Consider the following 24,759-nt stretch of genomic DNA (forward strand, 5'->3'; position numbering starts at 1 on the left):
CGGCGGCGGACATGGATGGCGGTGCTGGCGGGCGGGCTCGCCGTCGCCGCCGCTCTCCTCGCCGCCATCCATGTCGCCAATGTGCGGCTCGCCGGGGAGGCGCGGTCGGCGATCGCGGAGGCCCGCGCCGCCGAGCCCGATCCCGCCGCGTCGCCGGACGATCCGGCCGTCGCCCTCGCCGCGCTCGACCGCCTCTCCGCCTCCCCGCTGGCCGGCGCGCCGCCTGCCTGGTGGCGAAGGGCCGGCCTGAACGCCAGTGACCTCGACGAACTGTGGACGGAAACCCAGCGGCTGGACCGAAACCTGCTGCGCGACGGGCTTCTCCGGCGGCTGGCGGGCCGCATCCTCGAGCGGATCGACCGCTCCGACGTCGCGCCCGAGCTCGCCTTCGAAGGGCTGAAGGCGGTCCTCGCCCTCGGCGACGCGAATGCCCCGCGACAGGACGATCTGGTCCGCCTCTGGGCTGCGATCGACTGGTCCGTGACCATGCCCGCCCCCGACCGGCGCGAGCGGCTGGCGCAGCACCTGGACCGGGCCCTGGCCGCGGAGCCGCGCCTCATGCCCCAGGTGGACGCCGGGGCGATCGACCGGGTCCGGGCCCGCCTCCAGCAGACGCCGCTTGCGGTCCAGGCCTACGCCGCGATCCGAAGCTCCGAGGCGGCGCAGGCACTGCCGCCGTTCCGCGCCGATCTCGTACTCGGCGCCGATGGCTGGCCGCTGGCCCGCCGGTCCGGCGCCTCCCTCGCCACGCCGATCCCGGGCCTGCTCACCGCCGACGGCTTCCATCGGGTGATGGCGCCGGCGCTGGCCGATCTCTCCGGCGCGCTGCAGGCCGATGCCTGGGTGCTGCGCCAGAGCGAACGGCGCGAGAGCGTCGGACGCACCCTCGCCGCGACCGTGCTCGGGCTGTATCTCGACGATACCGCCAGGGCCTGGGACAGCCTTCTGGACGATATCGAGATCCTGCCGGCCCGGACCGACGGCGCGGGCCAGGTCATCGACGCCCTGACCCGATCGCCCGGACCGCTCCTGCGCCTCGCAGTCGCCGCGCGTCAGGCCACGCTGTTCGACCGGGCAAGCGATGCGGATGCGGCGCGGCTTTCGGCTCTGGCCGAGGCCGTCGGCGGCACCAGGCCATGGTCGGCGATCGACCGCCGCTATGCCTGGCTCCTCGCAGGCGACGGCGTGGATCTGCCCGGCTTCGCGGCGCTGATCGACGCGGCGCGCCCGCTCGTCGATTCGGCCGGCGGGCTGCCGGGCGATGCGCCACCATCGACCTCGCCGCTCGACTGATGCCGGAGGTCGCCCCCCGGCCGGGCGCGGCTCCACGCGCCGCCTGCGACGCCGGCATCGCCGGGGCGTCCTACGCGCTCAGCCGGCCGGAGATCGGTCTCTGGGCCCTGGCCGTGCCGGGGAGCGAGGTGCCGGATCTTCGCGACGAAGCCGCCGCCGTGCTGCGGGATCTCGCAGCGCTCCCGGCCGGGCTCAGCCGGGCGGAGCTGGCCAGGGCGGTTCGTCGGCGGATCGAGCGGGACGCGCTTCGGTCCACTCACCGGCAGCAGTCCCGCGGGAGATCCGAGGGCGTGTCCATCCTGGCCGCGATCGTCAGCCTGCCGCATGTGATGTGCGTCCGGACCGGCGAAATCGGCCTCTACCGCCTCGGCCCGAAAGGTCTCGCGGCCATCGCCTTCGACGGGCGGTCCCCATCCGAGAAGACGTCCTCCCGAACGGAGGCGACGCGCATCCAGCTGGAAACCGGAGAGCGGCTGGTCCTGGCCTCCTGTGATCTGACGATCGATATGGCGCGGCCTGTCGATGCGTCCCTCCTCCGCGAGCCGCCCGATGCCGTGGCCCGGCGGCTGGCCGCGTGCGCCGCCGCACCGGACGCGCGTGAGCCGGCGGTGCTCGTCCTGGCGGCGCGGACCGCCCCGCATGATGGCGTATCGCAGCCGGCATCGCAGTCGCGCGATCGATCGCCCCGACGCACTCGTCTCGCCGGACGGGCTCCGCTTCCGCTCCTCCTGGGCGTCGGGGCATTGGCCGTGCTCACGGTCCTGGCGGTCGCTCTGGCACTGTCGTACCAGCCCCGGTCGCCGGAGACGGAGCCGCCCGCCCCGGTCGACGCGGCCGGCCCGGACCTTGCAGCGCTCGGCCTCTCATCGGCCGATGTCGCGGCCACCGACCGGCGCCTGGCGCAGACCGTGCGCCTGGCCGTGGCGGTCGCGGCGGTCGACCGCGCCCTGGACCGGCTCGACCTGCCGCCGCCGGCCGGCCCCGCCCTGAACGCGGACCCGTTCTCACCCGCCGCGCTCGACGCCCATGCCCGCCTTCTCGCAGCTCGCCTGCCGGAGCTGCCACTGGCGCCGCCTCTGCGTGTCGCGTATCAGAAGTCGAGCCCTTTCGGCGTGCGCGTCCATCCGATCACCGGCCTGACGATCATGCACACGGGCGTCGATCTCGTCGCCCCGGCGGGAACGTCGATCTTCGCCACCGGTGCGGGCCGGGTTTTGCGGTCGGGCATCGCCGGCGGCTATGGCAACATGGTGGAGATCCAGCATGCCGACGGGCTGGTCACCCGATACGCGCATATGCAGTCCCTCGCGGTTGGCGTGGGCGACCCGGTCATGGCCGGGACCGTCGTCGGCGCGCTCGGCTCCACGGGCGAATCGACCGGGCCTCATCTGCACTACGAGATCCGGCGCGGAGACGTCGCGGTCGACCCGATGCCCTTTCTCGAGACCGGCCAGGCCCTGAAGGACGTCCTGCTCATCGCGTTCCGGAAATGAAGGTTTGGGGCCCGCGATGGAAAAACACGCGGCCGTGCGCATCCGGCGGCATGATCGCATTCGGACAATGTTCATCCGGTCCCACGACATGCACAGTATCCTTACAGGAATCTGTTGGGAACTGCCGCAGATCAGGTCGGATCGGACCGACCGTGGAGTTCACCGGCAATGAAGGAAGGAGAAGAGCCGATGACCGCGATCAAGAGTCGACGGATGACCCGGGTGATCCCCGGCATCGCAGCCGGGCTCGGGTTTTTGATTGTTCCCGGCGCTCCATCGCAGGCGGAGATCCTGATTCTGCAGGCTGCGGCCGAACGCCAGCCCATCGCCTGCGCCGACCGCGACGTCGTCATTCGCGCCGACGACCAGCGTTACACCCTCGCGGGCAAGTGCCGTTCGCTCATCCTCGAAGGCGACCGCAACATGGTCTCGATCGGGCTGGCCGCAGGCGCCACGCTGACCGTGTCCGGATCGCAGAACCAAGTCTATTGGACGAAGAAGTCCGAGGCGCCTTCGATCGTCGACGCGGGCAGCGGCAACCGTATCGCACCGCTCGACGGCGAACAGCCCCGGCGCTGATCCTGCCGACGGCTCGGGAGGCGCAGGTGCTCGATCGCGCGGGCACCACCGACCCCGCCCGCGACGAGGGCGAATCCTCAACTGGGCAAGAATACAAAGACTTATGGCGTCTTTCTCACTCAAAGACGCCATATGAGATAATCCCGCTTCGTATATTTTACGCAGGAGGACGAAAGCGATAGAGACGAGCCTCCGCGAGATCACACCGACCGGGTCAGGCCGCCATCGACCTTGAGATTCTGGCCGGTGATGTAGCCCGCCCCTGCCGACGCCAGGAAGGCGACGGTCGCGGCGATTTCGGCGCTTGTGCCGTAGCGCTTCATCGGCACGCCGACGCGGCGCTCATCCGTCTCCGGCAGGCTGTCGATCCAGCCGGGCAGGACGTTGTTCATGCGAATATTGTCCGCGGCATAGGTGTCGGCGAAGATCTTGGTATAGGCGGCAAGCCCCGCCCGGAACACAGCCGATGTCGGGAACATGGCCGACGGTTCGAAGGCCCAGGCCGTGGAGATGTTGATGATCGCGCCGGACTTCTGCTTCTGCATGATGGGAGCGACGAGCCGGACCGGACGGATGACGTTCATCAGGTAGACGTCCAATCCCGTGTGCCACTGTTCGTCGGTGATCTCGACGATCGGAGCGCGCGGACCATGGCCGGCGCTGTTCACCAGGACATCGACGCGGCCCCATGTCCCCATCGTCGCATCGACCAGGCGTCTGAGATCGTCGACGGATTGGTTCGTGCCCGTGACGCCGATGCCGCCGAGTTCGGCGGCGAGCGCTTCACCCTTACCCGAAGACGACAGGATGGCCACCTTGTATCCGTCGGCGGCAAGACGTCTCGCGCTTTCCGCGCCCATGCCGCTGCCACCAGCCGTGATGATTGCCACTTTTTCTACTGACATCGTCCGATCCTTCCATTCGGGCCTGACCCGGGGATTTGCTTATTCCTGCCTCTTAAAATAGCATCTCTCTCGGGCAGCGACGAAGCAGTTCCGCTCTCACACGACAGTAGAAAAACTATCGAATGGGCAACTCTCCCGGACAGCTTCCCTCCCTCAATGCCCTCAAGGCCTTCGAGGTCGCCTCCCGCCATCTGAACTTCAGGCTGGCGGCCGAGGAACTCGGTGTCACTCAAGGAGCGGTCGCGCAGCAGGTCCGGGGACTGGAAGCCGAACTCGGCGTGAAGCTGTTCGAGCGGCTACCGCGAACGCTGGCGATGACCGGCGAAGGGCGAGGCTATATCGCGGATATCCGGCGCGCCTTCGAAATCATTGCAAGAGCAACGAACGAGCTGAGACCGCAGCCGGTCAGGCTCACGATCAGCACCACCCCGACATTCGCGTCCAAATGGCTGATCCCGCGCCTGCCGGACTTTACGGCGCGCTATCCGGACCTTGACCTGCATGTCCTCGCCACCGAACGCATGTCCGGTTTCCAGGCGGACGGCGTCGACCTGGCCGTCCGGTATGGACGGCCGCCATTCGGGCCGGGTTTGGCGACCGAGCTGTTGTTCGAGGAAGAGATCATCGCCGTCGGCAGCCCCATGCTGCTGGCCGCGCGGCAGTCGCCGACGACATCGGAGGAACTTGCGGGCTACACGCTGCTTCACGATGCCCATAACTTCTGGCCGGAATTCATTGAGAAGCATCTCGGACTGCGCGAGCGGACTTCGTTCAAGGGAATCAGCTTCAGCCAGACGTCACACGCGATCGAGGCCGCGATCGCGGGACAAGGCGTCGTTCTCGCGAACCGGGATTTCGTCGCGCGGGATATGGCCGAAAGCCGCCTGACCCGCATCCTGGACGGATCGCTTCTGGGTCCATCGAGCTTTTACCTGGTATGGCCTCGGCATCGCAAATCGTCCGCCCGAGATATGGTGATCGAGTGGATGGTCGATGAAGCAAAGAAGCAATGTTCATGGCCGACGCCTCGTTGACCCTAACCAGCGCCGGAGGAGCGGCGCCGCATCAACGGCCGCCGCATCGCCGAGGCATGAAAATTGCTTCGGCACAGGCGCCGCATCATCCGGGTGGCTGGGAGGCTCGGGATTGCCTTGAATTTGATCAGTCTCGACATCCGCGTGCTTCGGTCTCTGATTTCCGTCGTCGACACCGGCAGCGTCACGGAGACCGCGCGCCGGCTCGGCCGCACCCAGCCGGCGATCTCGCTGCAGCTGCAGCGGCTGGAAGACCTCACCGGACGGGTGCTGTTCAACTATGACGGCCGGCGCATGGCGCTGACGGCGGACGGCGATCTGATCCTCAACTATGCCAAGTCGATCGTCCGACTGCATGACGAGCTGCTGTCGCGGCTGTCCTCCCCGGACATCGAGGGGCATGTCATCCTCGGCACGCCCGATCTCTATGCCGCCCACATGCTTCCTGCGATCCTCGGCGTGTTCAGGCTCGCCTTTCCGCGCATCCAGGTGGAGCTGCGCTGCGCGCTGTCGACGCCGCTCGTCGACCTGGTGCGCCGCGGCGAGGTGAACGTCGCGCTGGTGACGCGCATGAACGACTTCACCGGCGGCCAGGTGGTGCGGCAGGAGCAGCTCGTCTGGGTCAGCGGCGACCAGTCGGGCGCCCACCGGGAAACCCCGGTGCCTCTGGCTTTGCTGCCGCCCGGCAACATCTATCGCGACCACGCCATCGATTGCCTCGAGGCAGCAGGCCGGGTGTGGCGCATCGCCTGCGTGAGCGAGAGCATGGGCGGGCTGCAGGCGGCGATCTTCGCCGGCATGGCGGTCAGCGTCCTCGGCCGCAGCGCCCTGGTTCCGCGGATGCGCGGCCTCGGTCCGGAAGACGGCTTCCCGCCGCTGCCGAAGGTCGATCTCCTGCTCTACAAGGCGCCCGGCACGACCTCGCCGGCAGCCCTCGCCCTGCACGACTATCTCGCCCATTATCTGGGCCTGGATCAGGAGGCGGCCGCTTCCGACCGGCCTGCCACCGACGCCGCCGACAGGACCGGATCGAACGCGTGATCAGCCCGGCGCCGGCAGCGCCGGCCAGCGGTCGCGCCAGGGCCGGGCCGCCTCGAACGCCGCCGCCACCCGGAAGATGGCGCCCTCCTCCAGCCATGGGGCGACGATCTGGAGCCCGATCGGCAGGCCGTCTGCGTCGAAGCCGCAAGGGATGGTGGCGGCCGGCAACCCCGCCAGGTTGATCGGCCAGGTGAACGGGGACCAGCCGAGATGGGGGTCGACCTCGCGCCCGTCGATGGTGTCGACACCGATGGTGCCCGCGGCGAAGGCGGTGACCGCGGCGGTCGGGGTGACCAGAAGGTCGGCGCGGCGGAAGAGATCGAGAAACTGCCCGCGGACCGCGCCGCGCCGGTATGTCGCTGCGATGTACTCGGTGCCGCGATAGGCCCGCCCGCGGGCGACGACATCGAGATACTCCGCCTCCGACCCGGCGAGCTCGTCCGACGAACGATGTGCCACCGCCGCCGCCTGCTCGGTGAAGGCGATCGGCTGCAGCACGCCCTCGAGCATGTCGGTGTCGAGCGCTGGTCCGCCGGCCGCCACGTCGGCGCCCAGATCGGCCAGGGTATCGAGCGCCCGGCGAAACGCGGCCCGCACCTGCGGGTCGACCGCGGCAAAGCCGAGATCCTCGCTGGCGGCGATCCGGAGCCCGTCCAGCCGTCCCGCCGTGACATCGAACCGGCGCGCGCCGATCGGCAGGCTGGCGCCGTCGCGCGGGTCATGGCCCGCGATCACCTCGAGCAGGAGCGCGGCATCGGCAACCGTGCGGGCGATCGACCCGGTGTGCGCCAGCGATGCCCAGGACGGCGGCGAGAAGCCGGGCGATCGCGGCACCAGGCCGAAGGTCGGCTTGATCCCGAAGACACCGCAAAAGGCGGAAGGGACGCGGATCGACCCGACGCCGTCGGTGCCCACCGCGAGCGGCCCGCAACCGGCCGCGACGGCCGCGGCCGCCCCGCCGCTCGACCCGCCGCTGGTCCGGTCGAGCCGCCAGGGATTGCGGGTGATGCCGGATACCGGGCTGTCGGCGGTGAGCTTGTAGCCCGACTCGCAGGTCGTGGTCTTGGCGGTGATGATCGCACCCGCCGCCTTGAGCGAGGCGACCGCCGCGGCATCCACGTCGGGGACGAAGCCCTGCATCGCCGGCGCCCCGGCGGAAGCGGGAACCCCGGCGACGAAGATCAGGTCCTTGACCGTCACCGGGACGCCGGCCAGCCGCCCCTCGGCCGTCCCCGCCGCCCAGGCCGCGCCCGCGGCATCGGCGGCGGCGCGCGCCGCCTCGTAGATCGGGGTCACCACGACGTTGCACAGCGCGTCGGTGTGCTCCAGCGCGGCGATCACATCCTCCAGCACCTCGCGCGGCGTGAAGCGCCGATGGCGGTAGCCCTCCAGCAGCTCGCCGGCGGACAGCCGAGCGAACCCCTCCGGCGCAGACCCCGCGCCGCCCTTCATCGATGCCGTTTCCATCATGCCCCCCGGGCGAATTCCTTGGCGCGGGCGACCGCGCGCTTGGCCATGACGGAGATCAGATGCGCCCGGTAGTCGGCCTCGGCGTGCAGGTCCGCGTTGAGACCGCGCGGATCGACCGGGATGCCGTTCAGGGCGTTCGCATCGAACTCCGCCTCGAGCGCTCGTTCGAATGCCGCCTGGCGGAAGACGCAGGGACCGGCGCCGGTGACCGCGACCCGGACGCCTGACGCCGTCTGCGCCACGAAGACGCCGACAAGCGCGAAACGGGACGCGGGGCTTTCGAACTTGGCGTATCCGGCGGCGGCGGGGATCGGGAAGCGCACCGCGACGATGATCTCGGCCGGGTCCAGCGCCGTCTCGAACAGGCCGCGGAAGAAGTCGTCGGCCGGGATCTCCCGCCGGTCGGTGACGATGGTGGCGCCGAGGCCGAGGACGGCGGCGGGATAATCCGCGGCCGGATCGCTGTTGGCGATCGAGCCGCCGATGGTGCCGCGGTTGCGCACCGCCTGGTCGCCGATGCCGCCCGCCAGCGCCGCGAGGGCAGGCAGGACGGCGACAAGCCCTGTCGCCACCTCGACATGCCGCGTCATGGCGCCGATGGTCAGGCTGTCGGCTCCGCAGGTGATGCCGGCGATCGCCGCGATGGCGGACAGGTCGACCAGGCGGTCGGGGTCGGCCAGACGCTGCTTCAGGACCGGCAGCAGCGTCATGCCGCCGGCGAGGAGGCGGCTCTCGCCCGAGGCGAGCAACGCCGATGCCTCGGCGAGCGAGGCCGGCCTCGCATAGTCGAACGGTTTCATCCCTCCCCTCCCCTATTCGGCCGCGCGCGGCAGGGTGGCGTTCTGGATGATCCGCCAGATGCGGTTCGGGCTGGCGGGCATGTCCACATGGGTGACTCCGAGATGGCCGAGCGCGTCGACGACCGCATTGATCACGGCGGCCGGCGACCCGATGGTGCCGACCTCACCGCAGCCCTTCACCCCCATCGGGGTGTGGGTGCACAAGGTCGAGTGGGTTCTGATCGTCATCGCCGGTAGGTGGTCGGCGCGCGGCATGCAGTAGTCCATGAAGGAGCCGGAGAGGAGCTGGCCCGAAGCGTCGTCATAGACGCAGGTCTCGTAGAGCGCCTGGCCCACCCCTTGCGCGATGCCGCCATGCAGCTGGCCCTCGACGATCATCGGGTTGATCACGGTGCCGACATCGTCGACGGCGGTGTAGCGCAGCAGCGACACCACCCCGGTTTCCGGGTCGATCTCGACCTCGCAGATATGGGCCCCGCCCGGATAGGTGAAGTTGACCGGATCGTAATAGGCCTGCTCCTCCAGCCCCGGCTCCAGCACCTCGAGCGGATAGTCGTGCGGGACATAGGCGGCCAGCGCGATGTCTTCGAAGCTCTTCTTCCGGTCGGTGCCGACGAGGGAGAAGGCGCCGAGCTCGAAGACGATATCCTGCTCGCCCGCCTCCAGCAGATGGGCCGCGATCTTCCGGCCCTTGGCGATCACCTTGTCGCTGGCCTTGCACAGCGCGGCCCCGCCGACGACCAGCGAGCGCGAGCCATAGGTGCCCATGCCGAACTGCACCTTGTCGGTGTCGCCGAAGACGATGTCGACATCCTCGAAGGCGACGCCGAGCTTCTCTGACACGATCTGGGCGAAGGTCGTCTCATGGCCCTGGCCGTGGCTGTGGGTGCCGATCAGGACCGTCACCTGCCCGGTCGGGTGGACCCGCACGGTGGCGCTCTCATACAGCCCGCCGCGGGCACCGAGCCGCCCGGCGAGGCGCGACGGCGCCAAGCCGCAGGCCTCGACATAGGTCGAGACCCCGAGCCCGCGCAGCTTGCCGGACGAGGCGGAGGCCGCCTTGCGGCCGGCGAAGCCGGCGTGGTCGGCTTCCACCAGCACCCGGTCGAGGCAGCCGAGCGGATCGCCCGAATCGTACTCCACCAGCACCGGCGTCTGGTACGGATAGGCCTCCGTCGGGATCATGTTGCGGCGCCGGATCTCGATCCGGTCGATCCCCATCTCCGCCGCCGCGACATCGACCAGCCGCTCGACCACGAAGGTCGCCTCCGGCCGCCCCGCCCCGCGATAGGCGTCGACCGGCACGGTGTTGGTGAAGACGACCTGCACCCGGCAGTGGATCGCGGCGATCCGGTAGACGCCGGACAGCAGCGGCCCGTAGAGGTTGGTCGGGATATTGGGGCCGAAGGTCGAGAGATAGCCGCCCATATTGGCCAGCGTCGACACCCGCAGCCCGAGGAACATGCCGTTCTCGTCGAGCGCCAGCTCGGCTTCGGTGACGTGGTCGCGGCCGTGGCGGTCGGACATGAAGCCTTCGGAGCGCTCCGCCACCCATTTCACCGGCCGGCCGACCCTGGCGGCCGCCCAGGTGACGACGGCCTCCTCGCCATAGTGGAACTGCTTGGTGCCGAAACCGCCGCCGACATCCGGCGCCACCACCCGCAGCTTGTGCTGCGGGATACCGAGCACGAAGCTGCCCATCAGCAGCCGCACGACATGCGGGAACTGGCTGGTGGTCCACAGCGTGTGCTGGCTGGTAGCGGCATTGTATTCGGCGACTGCGGCACGCGGCTCCATCGGGTTGCCGATCAGGCGGTTGTTCACCAGGCTGATATGGGCGACATGGGCTGCCGCGGCGAAGGCCGCTTCGGTCGCGGCCGCATCGCCCAGCGCCCAGTCGCAGCAGAGGTTGCCCGGCACGTCGTCGAACAGCTGCGGCGCGCCCGGCTTCACCGCGTCGAGCACGCCGGCGACGGCCGGAAGCGTGTCGTAGTCGACCGCGATCGCCTCGGCGCCGGCGCAGGCCTGCTCGACCGTCTCCGCCACGACGAACGCCACCATGTCGCCGACGAAGCGGACCCTGCCATCGGCGAGCAGCGGGAATGGCGGCTCCTTCATCGGCTTGCCGTCCTGGCCGGTGATGCCCCAGCCGCAGGGCAGCGAGCCGACGCCGGCCGCCCGGAGGTCCGCCGCGGTGTAGACGCCGAGAACACCGGGCGAGGCGGACGCCGCCGAGACGTCGATGCTCCTGATGATCGCGTGGGCATGCGGCGATCGCAGAAACACGCCGGCCGTCATTCCCGGCAGCTTGATGTCGGCCACGTACCGGCCCTTGCCGGTGATGAAGCGCTGGTCTTCCTTGCGCAGCGGCGCGGCCCCGATCCCGATGACCTTGCCCATGCTCACTCTCCTGCCGGCGCCGGGTGCATCGCCGCGGCGCCGGCGATGACGGAGGCGACGATGTTCTGGTAGCCGGTGCAGCGGCAGATGTTGCCGACCAGCCAGGCCCGCACCTGGCCTTCCGTCGGCGCCGGATGGCGACGGGCGAGGTCGACCGCGCTCATGATCATGCCGGGCGTGCAGAAGCCGCATTGCAGGCCGTGGTGCTCATGGAAGGCGCGCTGCATCGGGTGCAGGCCCTCCGGTCCCGCCAGCCCCTCGATGGTGACCAGGTCGGCGCCGTCCGCGGAGACCGCGAGGACGGTGCAGCTCTTCACCGAGGCGCCGTTCAGATGGATCATGCAGGCGCCGCACTGGCTGGTGTCGCAGCCGATATGGGTTCCGGTCAGGCCGAGCCGTTCGCGCAGCAGCTCCACAGGAGGAGATGCGGCTCGACCTCGATATCGAGCGGCCGGCCGTTGAGGGTGAAGCGGATCTGCATCGGCGTCTCCATGGCAGGCGTCACGACAGAAGGCGGGCGCGCTCGACGCGCCAGGTGGCGAGCACGACCTCGCCGACATCGACCGGGTTCTCGAAGAAGCGCCGCTCCGGCACATAGGCGACGAATTCGGTGCCGCCGGCGGCATCGAGCATGACCTTGACGAAGGAACCCTGATACTCGACGGCGCAGACCCGGCTGGCCAGTGCCGTGACGTCCGCGGGCAGCGGGGTTCCCGGCCGGACCAGCTCGATGTCGTCGCGCCGCACGGCCACGTCGATCCGCTCGCCGGCCGCGACCCGCCGCCCGGCCGACAGCGGCACCTCGATCTCCGACGCGTCCAGGGCCGCGACCCGCATCTTGCTGCCGTTCACCGTCTGCACGCGCCCCGACAGCACGTTCTGCCCGCCGAGGAATTCCGCGACATAGCGGTCGGTCGGGGCGGCATAGACCTCCCGCGCGGCGCCGGCCTGCTTGATGCGCCCCTTCTCCATCACCACCACGACATCGGCGAGCGCGATGGCCTCGAGCTGGGTGTGGGTCACATGGACGAAGGTGATGCCGAGTTCGCGCTGCATCCGCCGCAGCTCCTGCCGCATCTGCACGCGCAGCTGCTCGTCGAGGGCCGAGAGCGGCTCGTCGAGCAGCAGGACCCTCGGCTCGGTGATCGCGGCACGGGCGAGCGCCACGCGCTGCTGCTGGCCGCCGGAAAGCTGCGCCGGCAGCCGGTCGGCCAGCTCGCCGAGCCGCACCTTCTCGATCATGGCCTCGGCGGCGTCACGGCGGGCCGCCCGCGACAGGCCCCGCACCCTGAGGGCAAAGGCGATGTTGTCGCGCACGTTCAGATGGGGGAACAGCGCGTAGGACTGGAACATCATCGCCGTGCGCCGCGCGATCGGCGGCAGCCCGACGACATTCTCGCCCCCGATCAGGATCTCGCCATCCGTCGGTTCCTCATGGCCGGCGATCATCCGCAGGATGGTCGTCTTGCCGCAGCCGGACGGCCCGAGAAAGCAGCAATAGGCGCCATCGGGGATCTTCAGGTTGACGCCGTCGACCGCCAATGTGCCGCCGTCGAAGGACTTGCACACGCCGGCAAGCTCGATATGTCCACGCCCGACGATCATGCGTCCGTCCTTCCGCGGCTGGGTGGCATCCGCCGCCTCTGGATCAGGGCGATCGCGGTCAGGCCCGCGCCGATGATCAGGAAGGAGACGATCGTGGTGACCGTGCCGAGCGCGTAGAGCGACGGCGAGGTCACGTTGAGCGTCATGCTCCAGATCTCGAGCGGCAGGGTGTTGAGGGTGCCGGCCGTCTGCAGGGTACGGGCGAACTCGTCATAGGACAGCGTGAAGCCGAACAGCGCGACCGCGACCAGCCCGGGGGCGAGGATCGGCACGATGACGAGGCGGATGGTCTGCAGCGGCGATGCGCCGAGGTCGCGCGCCGCCTCTTCCCAGGCCCGGTCGAAGCGCGACATGACCGCGAACATCACCAGCACGCCGAAGGGCAGCGTCCAGGACAGCTGCGCCCCGAGCGCGGCGGTGTACCAGGTCGCCTCGATGCCCAGGAGGGTGAAGATCAGGCCGGTGCCGATGCCGAGCACGAGGCCGGGCGCGACCAGGCTGCCGATCATCAGATAGAACACCGCCGTGTCGCCCGCGAAGCGGCGGCGGAACGCCAGGCCGGCGAGGAACGAGACCACGACCGTGATCGCGGTGACGAGCGCGGCAAGCCGGATCGACCGGTCGAAGGCGCCCTTGACGTCCCCCGTGCGGGCCTGCGTGAACAGGTCGATGAACCAGTACAGCGACACGCCCCGCATCGGGAAGACCAGGCCGCCGCGGACGTCCTGGAACGACAGGATGTAGATGCACAGCATCGGCCCGTAGAGCGCCGCGACGTAGAAGGCGAAGACGCCGGCCAGGACCCAGAAGGTCCACGGCCTGCCGCCGCCGCGGCCCATGGCCCTGCCCGATGCGGCGGCGCTCATCGGGTGATCTCCCGGCGGATGTCGACCGTCCGCAGGATCAGCCCGATCACCGCGACGAGCACCACGGTGAGCAGCACCGCGGCGGCCGCGGCGGACGGGTATTGCAGCACCGATATGTCCTCGTAGAACGCCCCGACCACCGAGGCCGAGCCGCCGCCGGACATCACCTTCACCACGAAGAAGTCGCCCATCACGATCGAGACGACGAAGATCGAGCCGAGGGCGATGCCGCTCTTCGACATCGGCACAATCACCAGTCGCATGATGTCGAAACGGCTCGCCCCGGCGTCCAGGGCGGCTTCGAGCACCCGGCGGTCGATCCGCGCCATGGCGTTGAAGATCGGCACGATCATGAAGATCGTGAGCTGATGGACATAGGCCACGACCACGGCGAAGCCCGAGAACAGCAGGAATTCGAGCGGCTGATCGACGATCCCGGCGCGCATCAGGACCATGTTGACGAGCCCTTCCTTCCCGAGCAGCGGGATCCAGGAGATCATGCGGATGATGTTGGACGTCCAGAACGGCACCGTGCAGAGCAGGAACAGGCCGATGGCCAGCAGCTTGCTGCGGATGTGGAAGGCCAGGAAATAGGCCACGGAGAAGCCGAGGAGCAGCGAGAAGAACCAGGTGAGGACGGTGAACTTCACCGTCTCGTAGTAGAGGTTGAAGGTGAGCCCGGACGACAGCTGGTCGGCATAGTTCGAAAGGGTGAAGCCCGGCAGGATGCCGCCGAAGCCGTCGGTCTCGAACACGCTCGCCGCCAGCACCATCAGGATCGGCGCCACGAAGAACGGCACCAGCACCAGGACCAGCGGGGCGACGAGCAGCCAGCCGGTCAGGCTGCGCGCGGCAGCGGAAGGCATCATGGGACCTCCGGCAATGAGGGAGACCGGCACCGGCCGGCCGGACGGGCTCAGGCGACCTTGAAGTCGTTCCAGCGCTTGTTCATGTAGCCGGCCTCGTCCATCAGCGTGTTCCAGCAGGAGATGTTGGTCACACGGTCGAGGAACGAGCCGCCGTCCCGTCTGACGCCGGGCTGCTCCATCGGAATGCCATAGGGATCCTTGATCACCTCGGGGGCCGGCTTGCCCTCGTACCAGTACTGCCATTCGGCGTCGCTGAGGAACGTCTTCGCCGTCGACGGGACCGGGCTGTAATAGCCGTAGCGAGCCACGAAGCCGCCCTGCCAGCCGGACAGGTACCAGTTGAGATATTCGTAGGCCGCGTCGAGCTTCTTGCCCGAGAGGTGCTTCATCAGCGCCATGCCGTTGCACCAGCCGCGATACCCTTCCTTGCCGTCCTTCACATTGACGGGTGCATAGACGCAGGGGATGTCCTTGACCCGGACCGCGGCGACGGCCGGCGACCACATCGACTGGATGATCACCTCGCCGGCGGCCATCAGCTGCACCGACTGGTCGAAGGTCGTCCAGGTGGCCCGGAAATGGCCGGCCCGCTTCAGCTCGATCAGCTTGTCGATCGTGAAGTCGATCTCAGCCTTGGTCATGTTCCCCTTGTTGCCATAGGCGATCAGCCCGGCGCTCTCGAAGCACAGCGCGGCGTCCATGATGCCGATGGCGGGGACGTCCAGGATGGCCGCCTTGCCCTTGAACTTCGGGTCGATGAGGTCCCGCCACGCGGTGACCTCGTGGCCGACGAGGTCCGGCCGATAGCCGATCGAATCCGCGTTGTACACCTGGGGCAGGAAGGTCGCCCATTCGGTGACGCCCTCATGCAGCTCGGTCGCCGCCGGCGTCTCGATATACATCGCCTCGTATGGCGAAATGCCCTGGCGCGGGATCTTGTGCCCTTCGATCCCGCCCTTGGTGAAGATCGGCAGGATGTTGCTGAACTCCTTGATCTTCTTGACCTCGATGCCCTGGGTCACGCCCCGCCTGGTCGCGAGCTTGGCCTGCCAGCCCTCGACGTCGGCGATGTCGACCGTGTTCGGCTGGGTGATGAAGCGGTTGATCGCGGCGGAGGTGTCGAGATTCTGCATCGTCACCTTGAAGCCGAGATCCTTCGCCGCCTGATCGCCGATCGCCTTGACCACCGAGTAGGACACGCCGACATGGCGCAGTTCGATGTCCTTGATCTCCTGCGCCCAGATCGTCGGGAAGCCCCGGACCGCGCCGGACCCGACCGCGGCTCCGGCGGCCGCCGCGCCGGCCTTCAGGAGCGAGCGCAGCGACAGCCCGTTCGCCGCCGGCTTCCGCTCCTTGTGATCCCTGCCATTCCCGGACATCTCGGCCCCTCCGTCATAGATCTGCGCTGATCAGTCGCCAATCGCACCGCATGCTTCAATCTGATCAACACAGTAGTGGCCGGACAATTATTGGCAAATTTGTAGTTTAAATATTGCTCATAAGTCCGCCTTATGCCGCGACGGCTGACACGGCTGGCATTCGGGGCGCCGAGGCCATCGGGCCGCCATGGGCCTCGATCACCCGCTGTCGAAGATCGTTCATCTTGCTCGGTTCAATCCGTATCTTCGGTCAGCTGTCCAGGAACGTGCGGCAATGCGCGACGAACAGCTCCGGATACTGGAACAGCGCGCCGTGACCGGAGTCCGGATAGAGGATGAGATGCGCCCGCTTCATCGCCTTGAACATGGTGTAGGCGTTGATGCTGGGGAACATCGTGTCGTCGCTGCCGTGGACGATCAGCGTGGGCTGCCCGATGGCGCGGAGGGTCCGGTCGCCTTCGTCCTGGCGGGCGCACCAGCCGATGATCGCCTTGGCCTGGGGCTGGCTGACATCGTCCCCGCTGTCCGGATCCCGGTCCTGCGAGCGCGCCGCGGCCCGCGCGACGAAGGCCTTCCCGGCGCTCTGGCTGGCCTCGGACGGCGTGAAGAACAGCGGCAGCCGGACATCCGCCGCGCCGCGGGAGAATGCATCCTCCACGACCGCCAGCAGATGCTCCTCCCCGCCCCGGGGCGCCGCCCCGGCGACGATGATCTTTCGGACCAGGCCGGGGCGTTCGGCCGCGAGGATCTGTGCAAGCATGCCGCCCAGGGAGAAGCCGAGAAGATCGGCTTGCTCGAGCCCGAGGGCATTGATGAAGCTTTCCGCATCCGCCGCCATCTGCTCGACGCTGTCCGGTGTGACACCCGTCGACGAGCCAACGCCGGCATTGTTGAAGACGATGACCGGCCGCATCTCCGCCAGCCCGTTCACCACCGCCGGATCCCAGGACTCGATGGTGCCGGTGAAATGCTGCAGGAAGACGAGGGGCGTTCCCCTTGCCGGGCCGAGGCGCCTGAAGCCGAAGCGAATGCCGCCGGCTTCGACGAACTCGGTCTTCACCGTTTCGAGTGACATAGGATTTCCCTTTGAACTGTGTGGAACGGCGCCATATGGGCCGGCCGTTCGGGCCGCGGCGGCACGACGCGGAAGCACGCGGTCTGGATGACCGAGACGTACCAGTCGACAATCGGGGCAGACAGGACGTAGATGCCATCATTCCGGCCATGGGATTGGCGAGGGGGGAGCGCGCAACCAGATACGGCGGGCGTCGTGTCCAGGAGGAATCATGAGAGTTGGCTTGGTTCTGTGCCCGAGCTTCCAGGCCGTCTGCTTCGGCGCGGTCGCGGCCTTCGACGTGGCCAACAAGCATGCGGGAGAGAAGGTCTACGACGTCCGCGTGCTGTCGGAGGATGGCGGGCTCGTCGCCTCCTCCTCCGGGATCCAGGTCATGACGGAGCCGTTCGACCAGAGCCCCTTGGACACGCTCATCGTCGCTGCCGGGCTCGAGATCCCGACCTCGTCGCCGGGGCTGGTCCGGCTTCTCCGCGCCGCCGCCGGGGATGCGCGTCGCGTCGCGTCGATCTGCCTGGGCTCCTTCGTTCTCGGGGATGCCGGGCTGCTGAACCGGCGACGGGCGACGACGCATTGGCGCTATGCGGCGGAGCTGCAGGTCCGGTTTCCGGACTGCCGGGTCGACATGGACAAGATCTTCGTCGCGGACGGCCAGATCTGGACCTCGGCCGGCATGAGCGCCGGAATGGACCTGGTCGTCGGGATGATCGAGCGGGACCTGGGGCCGGAGCCGGCCCGCGCCGTCGCCAAAGGCATGGTCATGTACCACCGGCGGTCCGGCGGACAGTCGCAGCATTCCGCCCTGCTGGATCTCGGCGTCAGCGAGGACAGGATTCAGCGGGCGCTGACCTATGCCAGGCAGAATCTGCGCGAGAGCCTGAGCACGGAGGATCTGGCGCGTGCGGCTTGCCTGAGCCCAAGACAGTTCGCGCGCTTGTTCCGCTCGCAGACCGGAACGACCCCGGCGAAGGCGGTCGAGGCCCTGCGGATCGAGGCCGCGAAGCTGATGCTGGAGCAGAGCCGGCTGCCCATCGAGGTCGTCGCGCAGCAGTCGGGCTTCGCCAACCGCGAGCGCATGCGCCAGGCCTTCATCCGGGCGCATGGCGAGGTGCCCAGGGCGATCCGAAACGAAGCGGGCACCCTCGCCGTGCTTTAGGGACCGGGCGTCAGCTCAGCCGGATATCGGACAGATCGATCGACACCACCAGGGGCTCTTCGCTGAAGCTGCCGTCGGGCTGGCGGGCGAAGATGCGCCTCTTGGTCGGAACCCTGATGCCCGAGACATCCACATAGTCGTCGACGAGGTGGGCGCCCGGCGTGTTGCCGGCGATCTCCACGTCATAGTCGTGGCGCCTCAGCAGCCCCTCGGCATCGAAGTGCAGCGTCTGCACCGCGCTGTGCGTCGCGATGTCAGCCGGGAAGCGGACGGCGAGACGGCGCCAGAGCCCCCTGCTCGTCCGCAACGGTTCGATCTCCTCGGTCTCGACCTCCGGCCAGGCGAGCAGGAAGGGCGTGTTGAGATATGTCCACATGGCGCAGCCGGCGAAGTAGGCCAGCTGAAGCTCCGTCCACGGCGTCTGCAGCGTGTGGCCCGCGAAGCTCCTGCGAGGATCCCGAAGCTCCTCCAGCAGCGTCCCGTCCGCGGTTTCCAAAGCCACCCGCCCGGGCTCGAATACGGAATGGCGGTGCCCGGCGCCGAACGGGGCATGGGAGGCCCATTCCTTGCGCAGGTCGACCGTGACCGTGGTGCGCTCGAGGGTCTGCGGCTGCCCCTTCAACGGCCACAGCACCCCGCCCTGTTCGAGATCGGCCGTGAGCCGTTCGAATTGCCGCCAGCGCTGCAATCCGCCATGGGCTTCGATCGCGAAATCCCTGAGCCCCGTCATGACATGTTCCTCCTGCGGTGGGCCGCGACATACGACCGTACGACGTGGAGACTATGGGCTCATCGAGCGGGTGCGAACGTCGCAGATGCCTTGTTTCCGGCCAGAAGCCGCAGGGCCGCTTCGCCCTGATCGACGGATTGCACCCGATAGCGGACATCGCAGACCGGTGGCATCAAAGGGGTCCGTCACTGCGCCTCGGCTATGCTCGCCCGACAGTTGTCCGAGGCTCCAGCGGTGCCATCTACGTCCTTACCAATGCGTTCAAGGCGTCTGCCGGTTCGAGCCGGAGCGCGGCCAACTCTCGGTCCGCGCTCTCTGCGTTTGATCCGGGGCGAGGCGGAAGCACCCGCCACCCTTCGAATGCGACCAGCAAGGCCCCAACCCGGATCAGCACCATGGTATCGAACACGATCACCGGCGACATCTTGATCGGCTCAGCCTCGATCAACCCGGCCGAGCGGCCCTTGCGGGCAGTGAATCCCGCCACGGGAGACACCCTCGATCCGGCCTTCGCCTTCGCCGGCGAAGCCGAGGTCGCCCGCGCCTGCGAGCTCGCCTGGTCCGCCTTCCATGCCTACCGCCTGACCGGCCTGGAGGAGCGAGCCGGGTTCCTGGAGGCGATCGCTCGCAACATCCTCGAGCTCGGCGACACGCTGGTCGACCGGGCCGCGGCCGAGACCGGGCTGCCGAGACCCCGCATCGAGGGCGAGCGGGCGCGCACGGTGGGACAGCTGCGTCTCTTCGCCCAGGTCGTGCGAAGCGGAGAATGGCTGGACCTGCGCGTCGACCCGGCGCAGCCGGAGCGGACGCCACTGCCGCGCGCCGATCTGAGACTGCGGCAGATACCCATCGGCCCGGTCGCGGTGTTCGGGGCCAGCAACTTCCCGCTGGCCTTTTCCGTGGCGGGCGGCGACACCGCATCGGCGCTGGCGGCGGGCTGCCCCGTGGTGGTGAAGGGGCATCCGGCGCATCCCGGCACCAGCGAACTGGTCGGCCGCGCCATCCAGGCGGCGGCGAGCGAATGCGGCATGCCGGAGGGGGTGTTCTCGCTGCTCCCCGGTGCCGTCGAGACCGGCACGGCCCTGGTCAGGCACCCACACATCAAGGCGGTCGGCTTCACCGGCTCACGCGGCGGCGGGCTGGCGCTGGTCGCGGCCGCGGCGCAGCGGGCGGAGCCGATCCCGGTCTATGCCGAGATGAGCAGCGTCAATCCGGTGTTCCTCCTGCCCGCCGCCCTCGATGCGCGAGCCGAAGGAATCGCGGCCGGCTTCGTCGACTCGCTGACGCTCGGCGCCGGCCAGTTCTGCACCAACCCGGGCTTGATCTTCGCGGTCGAGGGCGCGGGTCTCGACCGCTTCCTTGCGGCGGCCGGCGCGGCACTGGGGACCCGGGAACCGGCACCGATGCTGACCGAGGGAATCCACAAGGCCTATGCCGCAGGCGTGCAGGCGCTCGAAACCAATCCTGCGGTGCGTGCCGTGGCGCGGAGCGCTTCCGGCAGCGGCGTCAACCGCAGCCCAAGTGCGCTGTTCAGCACGGATGCGCCGAGCTTCGCCGCGGATGAACGCCTGGCGCACGAGGTGTTCGGCGCCGCCGCCCTGGTCGTGCGCTGCGAGACGGCCGAGGAGATGGCGAGCGCCGCCGAGCGGCTGGAAGGCCAACTCACGGTGACGCTGCAGCTGGAGCGCGAGGACGTCGAACTGGCCCGCCGGCTGGTTCCGATCCTGGAGCAGAAGGCCGGCCGCATCCTCGCAAATGGGTGGCCCACGGGCGTTGAGGTCGGACATGCCATGGTTCATGGCGGCCCGTTCCCCGCCACCTCGGACAGCCGCACCACCTCGGTCGGAACCCTGGCCATCCGGCGCTTCCTGCGGCCGGTCTGTTACCAGGATCTTCCGCAGGAGTTGCTGCCGCCGGAACTGCGGCCGGAGATCCTGGCAACGCTGCCCCACCTCGTCGACGGCACTCGCGGATAAGACGGGTCCGCTATCTCTGGAAACGTCTGCAAGGATCAGACTCGGCTGGTTGGATTATCCGGGCGGCGGGACGCTGGCAGCTCCGCTGCCGGAGGTCGACGAGCTGGCAGAGAGCGGGGACGGCGGCGGCAGGCAAGGCGCCGCGATGTGGGACGCCATGCCGGCACGCCGCGGCCTGGCCGCGCAGAAAGGCCAGGACCTGTGCCTGCTTGCGTTGTGCTCTGGGACTTGGCAGCCCGACCTGTGCCAAGGTCGAGGTTCGCCCATCCTTCGGCGTGCCGGACTACCGGTCGGCACAATGGTGAGCCACCCCGGGATCCGCGATTCTTCCTCTCGTTTCCAGGCGCTGGCCGCCAGGCAAAGGGGCTCGGCTGACACAGCACCGCTGCCCCGTTCGCGAGAGGTGAACCCATGAAGATCGTCGTCATAGGCGGAACCGGGCTGATCGGCTCGAAGGTCGTCGCCAGGCTGACCCAGAAGGGCCACCAGGCCCTGGCCGCCGCGCCGAGCACCGGCGTCGACACCATCACCGGCCAGGGGCTGGACGAGGCGTTGACGGGCGCCGACGTGGTCGTCGACCTCGCCAACGCGCCGTCCTTCGAGGCCGGCCCGGCCATGGAGTTCTTCAAGACCGCCGGCCGGAACATCACCGCGGCCGAGGTGAAGGCCGGAGTCCGGCATCACGTCGCGCTGTCGGTCGTCGGCACCGAGCGGCTGCTGGACAGCGGCTATTTCCGTGCCAAGCTGGCGCAGGAGAGCCTGATCAAGGCGTCGCCGATCCCCTACACATTGGTCCGCGCCTGCCAGTTCTTCGAGTTCATCCGCACCATCGCCGATATCTCCATGGTGGATGGCGCCGTACGCCTGCCGCACACGCTGTTCCAGCCGATGGCGGCGCAGGATGTCGCGGCCGCGGTCGCCGAGGCGGCGCTGGCCGCGCCGGCGAACGGGATGCGGGAGGTCGCCGGGCCGGTCCCGGTCCACCTCGACGACATGATCGCCAAGGTCCTGGCCTTCGACAAGGATCCGCGCCCGGTGATCACGGATCCGGAGGCATCGTATTACGGCATCAGGGTGGATGACCGGTCGCTGATGCCCGGCCCGGACGCCCGCCTCGGCTCCACCACGATCGACTGGTGGCTCGCCAACGTTCCCCCGCCGCCGAAGAAGTAACCGGCGACCGCCAGCAAGAAAGGACACAGCGATGCTGAAGCAGCTTTGCATCGGCTTGGCCGTATTGATGGGGTTCCTGGCCGAGGCGAACGGCGTCTTCATGCTGGTTTCGCCCGAGGCCTGGTACTTCGCGGTGCCCGGCGTGACCGACACCGGTCCGTTCAACCAGCACTTCATCCGCGATATCGGCCTGATCTTCCTGTTCGTCGGCACCGCCTACCTGGTCGGTGTCATGGAGCCGCGATACCGCGTCATCTCCTGGGCGGCTCCCACCCTGTGGCTCAGCGGCCATGCCCTGTTCCACTATTGGGAGGTCGCCGTCGGCATCTGCGGACCGTCGGTGCTGATCCGCGACTTCCCGGCCGTCACCCTCCCGGCAGCTCTCGGCGTGCTCATCACCCTCTGGGCGATCGCAGACGCCCGCTCGACCAGCTTCGTCCTGAAGGAGACCTACCGATGACCCCGCGCCTGAACATCTGCCAGGTCGGCCTGCGCGCCGTCCACAAGATCGACACGCCGGCCATGGATGCCGCCTGACCGGCCAAAATCGCGCTGTAGCAAATCCCCATGAACCGGCAGTCGCGCCGCAATTCAGGTTGCGGTGGTCCGATTGCCGTTCTCTTCGAGTGGAAGCCGATGGATGCCAAAACCGTGCGGGAGACCGCCTTCGCCATGCCGCTGACCAGCCCGGCGTTTCCGCCGGGCCCGTACCGCTTCGTCGACCGCCAGTACTTCATCATCCGCTACCGCACCGACCCGGAGGCGCTGCGCCGGGTGGTGCCGGAGCCGCTGGAGATCGTCGAGCCGGTGGTCAGCTACGAGTTCATCCGCATGCCGGATTCGACCGGTTTCGGCGACTACACCGAGAGCGGCCAGGTGATCCCGGTGCGCTACCAGGGCCAGGTCGGCGGCTACACCCACCAGATGTTCCTGAACGACCACCCGCCGATCGCCGGTGGGCGCGAGCTGTGGGGCTTCCCGAAGAAGCTGGCCCAGCCGACGCTGGCGGTGGAGACCGACACCCTGGTCGGCACGCTGAACTACGGCTCGGTCCGCATCGCCACCGGCACCATGGGCTACAAGCACCGCGCCCTGGACCTCGCCGCCGAGGCCAAGGGGCTGGGCGCGCCGAAYTTCCTGCTGAAGATCATCCCGCATGTCGACGGCAGCCCGCGGATCTGCGAGCTGGTGCGCTACTACCTCGAGGACGTGACCGTGAAGGGCGCCTGGACCGGCCCGGCGGCGCTGGACCTGTATCCGCACGCCCTGGCGCCGATCGCCGAGCTGCCGGTGCTGGAGGTGCTGTCGGCCAAGCATCTGGTCGCCGACCTGACGCTCGGCCTCGGCACCGTCGTGCACGACTACCTCGCCTGATGCCGGAGATTGCCGAATGCGTGGCGTGAAACGGAAGCAGGCGCGCAGCGCCCCCGGGCCCATCGAGGTGCCGCCCTACGACGTCGTGGCCCTGGTGCTGCAGGGCGGCGGCGCCCTCGGCGCCTAYCAGGCCGGGGTCTATGAGGGGCTGCACGAGGCCGGGATCGAGCCGACCTGGCTGGCCGGCATTTCGATCGGCGCGCTCAACACCGCGATCATCGCCGGCTCGCCCGAGGCGCAGCGGGTGGACCGGCTGCGCGAGTTCTGGGAGACGATCTGCGCCGTCCCGGTCGAGTGGCCGAGCAGCGAGGGCCTGGCGGAGGCGCTGCCCTTCGCCTTCGACCTGCGCTCGGTGCACAACGCCGCGGCGGCGATGCGGGCGTTGTTCCAGGGCCAGCCSGGCTTCTTCAAGCCGCGCTTCCCGCCRCCCTACCTGTCGCCCTTCGCCGGCGATGCCGCCACCAGCTTCTACGACACCTCGCCCTTGCGCGACACGCTGCTGCGGCTGGTCGATTTCGACCGGCTGAATTCCGGCGACRTCCGGGTCAGCGTCGGCGCGGTCAATGTCCGCAGCGGCAACTTCACCTATTTCGAYACGGCSGAGCGCAAGCTGGGGCCGGAGCATTTCATGGCCTCCGGCGCCCTGCCGCCCGGCTTCCCGGCGGTCGAGATCGACGGCGAGTTCTACTGGGACGGCGGCGTGGTCTCGAACACGCCCCTGTCCTACGTGCTGTCGACCGAGCCGCGGCGCGACACGCTGACCTTCCAGGTCGATCTGTGGTCGGCCAAGGGCCGGATGCCGGACGACCTGATGGAGGTGTCGAGCCGGCAGAAGGACATCCAGTATTCCAGCCGCACCCGCGCCATCACCACCTACATGATGCAGATGCAGAAGATGCGCCGGGCGCTGCAGCGGGTGATGGACCGGCTGCCGGAGGACGCCAGGTCGGATCCGGAGATGCAGGAGATCGCCGAGCTGGCCTGCGAACGCGCCTACAACATCATCCAGCTGATCTACCAGACGAAGACCTATGAGGGCCATTCCAAGGACTATGAGTTCGGGCTGGACGCGATGCGCGAGCACTGGCAGAGCGGCCTCGACGACATCCGCCGCACCCTGGCCGATCCACGCCGGCTGGACCGGCCGTCGCCCGAGGATGGCGTGGTCAGCCACGACGTCCACCGCGCGAAATAACCCCCTTCCGTCTTCATTCCACCTCCCACAAGGAACATCACCCATGTTGAAGGGCAAGGTTGCGATCGTCACCGGATCGACCAGCGGCATCGGGCTGGGCATCGCCCGGGTGCTGACCGGCCAGGGTGCCGACATCGTGCTGAACGGCTTCGGCGACGCCGGCGAAATCGAGGCGATTCGCAGCGGTATCGAGCGCGAGCACGGGGTGCGCGCGGTCTATGACGGCGCCGACATGTCGAAGGGCGACGCGGTGCGCGGCCTGGTGGCGGCCACGGTCGAGAAGCTCGGCCGGGTCGACATCCTGGTGAACAATGCCGGCATCCAGTTCACCGCGCCGGTGGAGGAATTC

Annotated in this window: 23 protein-coding genes; 12 read left to right on the forward strand and 11 right to left on the reverse strand. The window is 68.8% G+C overall.

Annotated features, from left to right (window positions below; genetic code table 11):
- The first annotated feature begins 15 nt into the window (after nucleotides 1-15).
- The 3 genes from AB4Z01_RS18870 (at nucleotide 16) to AB4Z01_RS18880 (ending at nucleotide 3,365) form a co-directional block, all read left to right on the forward strand.
- Entirely contained in the window at nucleotides 16-1,293 is a 1,278-nt protein-coding gene (locus tag AB4Z01_RS18870; RefSeq protein WP_441696085.1) for an ImcF-related family protein, read from the forward strand.
- On the forward strand, nucleotides 1,293-2,786 hold the full coding sequence (locus tag AB4Z01_RS18875; RefSeq protein ID WP_441696086.1) for a M23 family metallopeptidase: 1,494 nt from the start codon (nucleotides 1,293-1,295) through the stop codon (nucleotides 2,784-2,786). The genes AB4Z01_RS18870 and AB4Z01_RS18875 overlap by 1 nt, the downstream gene beginning before the upstream one ends.
- A 189-nt stretch (nucleotides 2,787-2,975) precedes the next feature.
- Complete coding sequence (locus AB4Z01_RS18880) at nucleotides 2,976-3,365, forward strand: DUF3060 domain-containing protein (protein WP_441696087.1); 390 nt, start codon at nucleotides 2,976-2,978, stop codon at nucleotides 3,363-3,365.
- A 200-nt stretch (nucleotides 3,366-3,565) separates the two neighbouring features.
- Here AB4Z01_RS18880 and AB4Z01_RS18885 read toward each other — a convergent pair whose 3' ends face one another.
- Nucleotides 3,566-4,270: an SDR family oxidoreductase gene (locus AB4Z01_RS18885; protein ID WP_441696088.1), complete on the reverse strand. Its 705-nt coding sequence runs from the start codon at nucleotides 4,268-4,270 to the stop codon at nucleotides 3,566-3,568.
- 122 nt (nucleotides 4,271-4,392) lie between these two features.
- Here AB4Z01_RS18885 and AB4Z01_RS18890 point away from each other — a divergent pair, with 122 nt between their 5' ends.
- The gene (locus tag AB4Z01_RS18890) at nucleotides 4,393-5,304 is read left to right on the forward strand and encodes a LysR substrate-binding domain-containing protein (protein WP_441696089.1); all 912 of its coding nucleotides are present in this window, start codon (nucleotides 4,393-4,395) and stop codon (nucleotides 5,302-5,304) included.
- A 144-nt stretch (nucleotides 5,305-5,448) separates the two neighbouring features.
- Nucleotides 5,449-6,345, forward strand: a complete 897-nt coding sequence (locus tag AB4Z01_RS18895) for a LysR substrate-binding domain-containing protein (RefSeq protein WP_441696090.1) — start codon at nucleotides 5,449-5,451, stop codon at nucleotides 6,343-6,345.
- Here the strand turns inward: AB4Z01_RS18895 and AB4Z01_RS18900 are convergent, their stop codons facing one another.
- The 9 genes from AB4Z01_RS18900 to AB4Z01_RS18940 all read right to left on the reverse strand — a co-directional run bounded on the left by AB4Z01_RS18900 (nucleotide 6,346) and on the right by AB4Z01_RS18940 (nucleotide 16,809).
- Nucleotides 6,346-7,812 carry an amidase gene (locus tag AB4Z01_RS18900; RefSeq protein ID WP_441696091.1) on the reverse strand — a complete coding sequence of 489 codons (1,467 nt, stop codon included), beginning with the start codon at nucleotides 7,810-7,812 and terminating at the stop codon, nucleotides 6,346-6,348.
- Nucleotides 7,812-8,615, reverse strand: coding sequence for an FAD binding domain-containing protein (locus AB4Z01_RS18905; protein WP_441696092.1), 804 nt, complete (start codon nucleotides 8,613-8,615; stop codon nucleotides 7,812-7,814). Before AB4Z01_RS18905 ends, AB4Z01_RS18900 begins: the two co-directional genes overlap by 1 nt.
- Before the next feature lie 12 nt (nucleotides 8,616-8,627).
- Nucleotides 8,628-11,015, reverse strand: a complete 2,388-nt coding sequence (locus AB4Z01_RS18910) for a xanthine dehydrogenase family protein molybdopterin-binding subunit (protein ID WP_441696093.1) — start codon at nucleotides 11,013-11,015, stop codon at nucleotides 8,628-8,630.
- 2 nt (nucleotides 11,016-11,017) lie between these two features.
- A complete protein-coding gene (locus AB4Z01_RS18915) occupies nucleotides 11,018-11,431 on the reverse strand; it encodes a (2Fe-2S)-binding protein (protein ID WP_441696094.1) in 414 nt (137 codons plus the stop codon).
- A gap of 85 nt (nucleotides 11,432-11,516) precedes the next feature.
- Nucleotides 11,517-12,620: an ABC transporter ATP-binding protein gene (locus tag AB4Z01_RS18920; protein WP_441696095.1), complete on the reverse strand. Its 1,104-nt coding sequence runs from the start codon at nucleotides 12,618-12,620 to the stop codon at nucleotides 11,517-11,519.
- Nucleotides 12,617-13,486 carry an ABC transporter permease gene (locus AB4Z01_RS18925; RefSeq protein ID WP_441696096.1) on the reverse strand — a complete coding sequence of 290 codons (870 nt, stop codon included), beginning with the start codon at nucleotides 13,484-13,486 and terminating at the stop codon, nucleotides 12,617-12,619. Before AB4Z01_RS18925 ends, AB4Z01_RS18920 begins: the two co-directional genes overlap by 4 nt.
- Nucleotides 13,483-14,355: an ABC transporter permease gene (locus AB4Z01_RS18930; RefSeq protein WP_441696097.1), complete on the reverse strand. Its 873-nt coding sequence runs from the start codon at nucleotides 14,353-14,355 to the stop codon at nucleotides 13,483-13,485. Before AB4Z01_RS18930 ends, AB4Z01_RS18925 begins: the two co-directional genes overlap by 4 nt.
- A gap of 47 nt (nucleotides 14,356-14,402) precedes the next feature.
- Nucleotides 14,403-15,734 carry an ABC transporter substrate-binding protein gene (locus AB4Z01_RS18935; protein ID WP_441696098.1) on the reverse strand — a complete coding sequence of 444 codons (1,332 nt, stop codon included), beginning with the start codon at nucleotides 15,732-15,734 and terminating at the stop codon, nucleotides 14,403-14,405.
- A 250-nt stretch (nucleotides 15,735-15,984) separates the two neighbouring features.
- Nucleotides 15,985-16,809, reverse strand: a complete 825-nt coding sequence (locus AB4Z01_RS18940) for an alpha/beta fold hydrolase (protein ID WP_441696099.1) — start codon at nucleotides 16,807-16,809, stop codon at nucleotides 15,985-15,987.
- 211 nt (nucleotides 16,810-17,020) lie between these two features.
- On the opposite strand from AB4Z01_RS18940, the gene AB4Z01_RS18945 reads away from it, so the two are divergent.
- Nucleotides 17,021-17,962: a GlxA family transcriptional regulator gene (locus AB4Z01_RS18945; RefSeq protein WP_441696100.1), complete on the forward strand. Its 942-nt coding sequence runs from the start codon at nucleotides 17,021-17,023 to the stop codon at nucleotides 17,960-17,962.
- A gap of 10 nt (nucleotides 17,963-17,972) precedes the next feature.
- On the opposite strand, the gene AB4Z01_RS18950 is transcribed toward AB4Z01_RS18945, so the two are convergent.
- Nucleotides 17,973-18,692 (reverse strand): hypothetical protein, encoded by a 720-nt coding sequence (locus AB4Z01_RS18950; protein WP_441696101.1) that lies wholly within the window; start codon nucleotides 18,690-18,692, stop codon nucleotides 17,973-17,975.
- A gap of 395 nt (nucleotides 18,693-19,087) precedes the next feature.
- Here AB4Z01_RS18950 and AB4Z01_RS18955 point away from each other — a divergent pair, with 395 nt between their 5' ends.
- From AB4Z01_RS18955 to AB4Z01_RS18980, 6 genes are all read left to right on the forward strand, one after another.
- The gene (locus tag AB4Z01_RS18955; protein ID WP_441696102.1) at nucleotides 19,088-20,668 is read left to right on the forward strand and encodes an aldehyde dehydrogenase (NADP(+)); all 1,581 of its coding nucleotides are present in this window, start codon (nucleotides 19,088-19,090) and stop codon (nucleotides 20,666-20,668) included.
- 411 nt (nucleotides 20,669-21,079) lie between these two features.
- Nucleotides 21,080-21,841 (forward strand): SDR family oxidoreductase, encoded by a 762-nt coding sequence (locus AB4Z01_RS18960; protein ID WP_441696103.1) that lies wholly within the window; start codon nucleotides 21,080-21,082, stop codon nucleotides 21,839-21,841.
- A gap of 31 nt (nucleotides 21,842-21,872) precedes the next feature.
- Nucleotides 21,873-22,301: a hypothetical protein gene (locus tag AB4Z01_RS18965; protein WP_441696104.1), complete on the forward strand. Its 429-nt coding sequence runs from the start codon at nucleotides 21,873-21,875 to the stop codon at nucleotides 22,299-22,301.
- A gap of 176 nt (nucleotides 22,302-22,477) precedes the next feature.
- Nucleotides 22,478-23,215, forward strand: a complete 738-nt coding sequence (locus AB4Z01_RS18970; RefSeq protein WP_441696105.1) for an acetoacetate decarboxylase — start codon at nucleotides 22,478-22,480, stop codon at nucleotides 23,213-23,215.
- 16 nt (nucleotides 23,216-23,231) lie between these two features.
- Entirely contained in the window at nucleotides 23,232-24,410 is a 1,179-nt protein-coding gene (locus AB4Z01_RS18975; protein WP_441696106.1) for a DUF3734 domain-containing protein, read from the forward strand.
- A 43-nt stretch (nucleotides 24,411-24,453) separates the two neighbouring features.
- The coding region (locus AB4Z01_RS18980; RefSeq protein ID WP_441696107.1) for an SDR family NAD(P)-dependent oxidoreductase at nucleotides 24,454-24,759 on the forward strand (306 nt) is incomplete at its 3' end.

The organism is Inquilinus sp. YAF38 (assembly GCF_052113205.1).
GTDB lineage: Bacteria > Pseudomonadota > Alphaproteobacteria > DSM-16000 > Inquilinaceae > Inquilinus.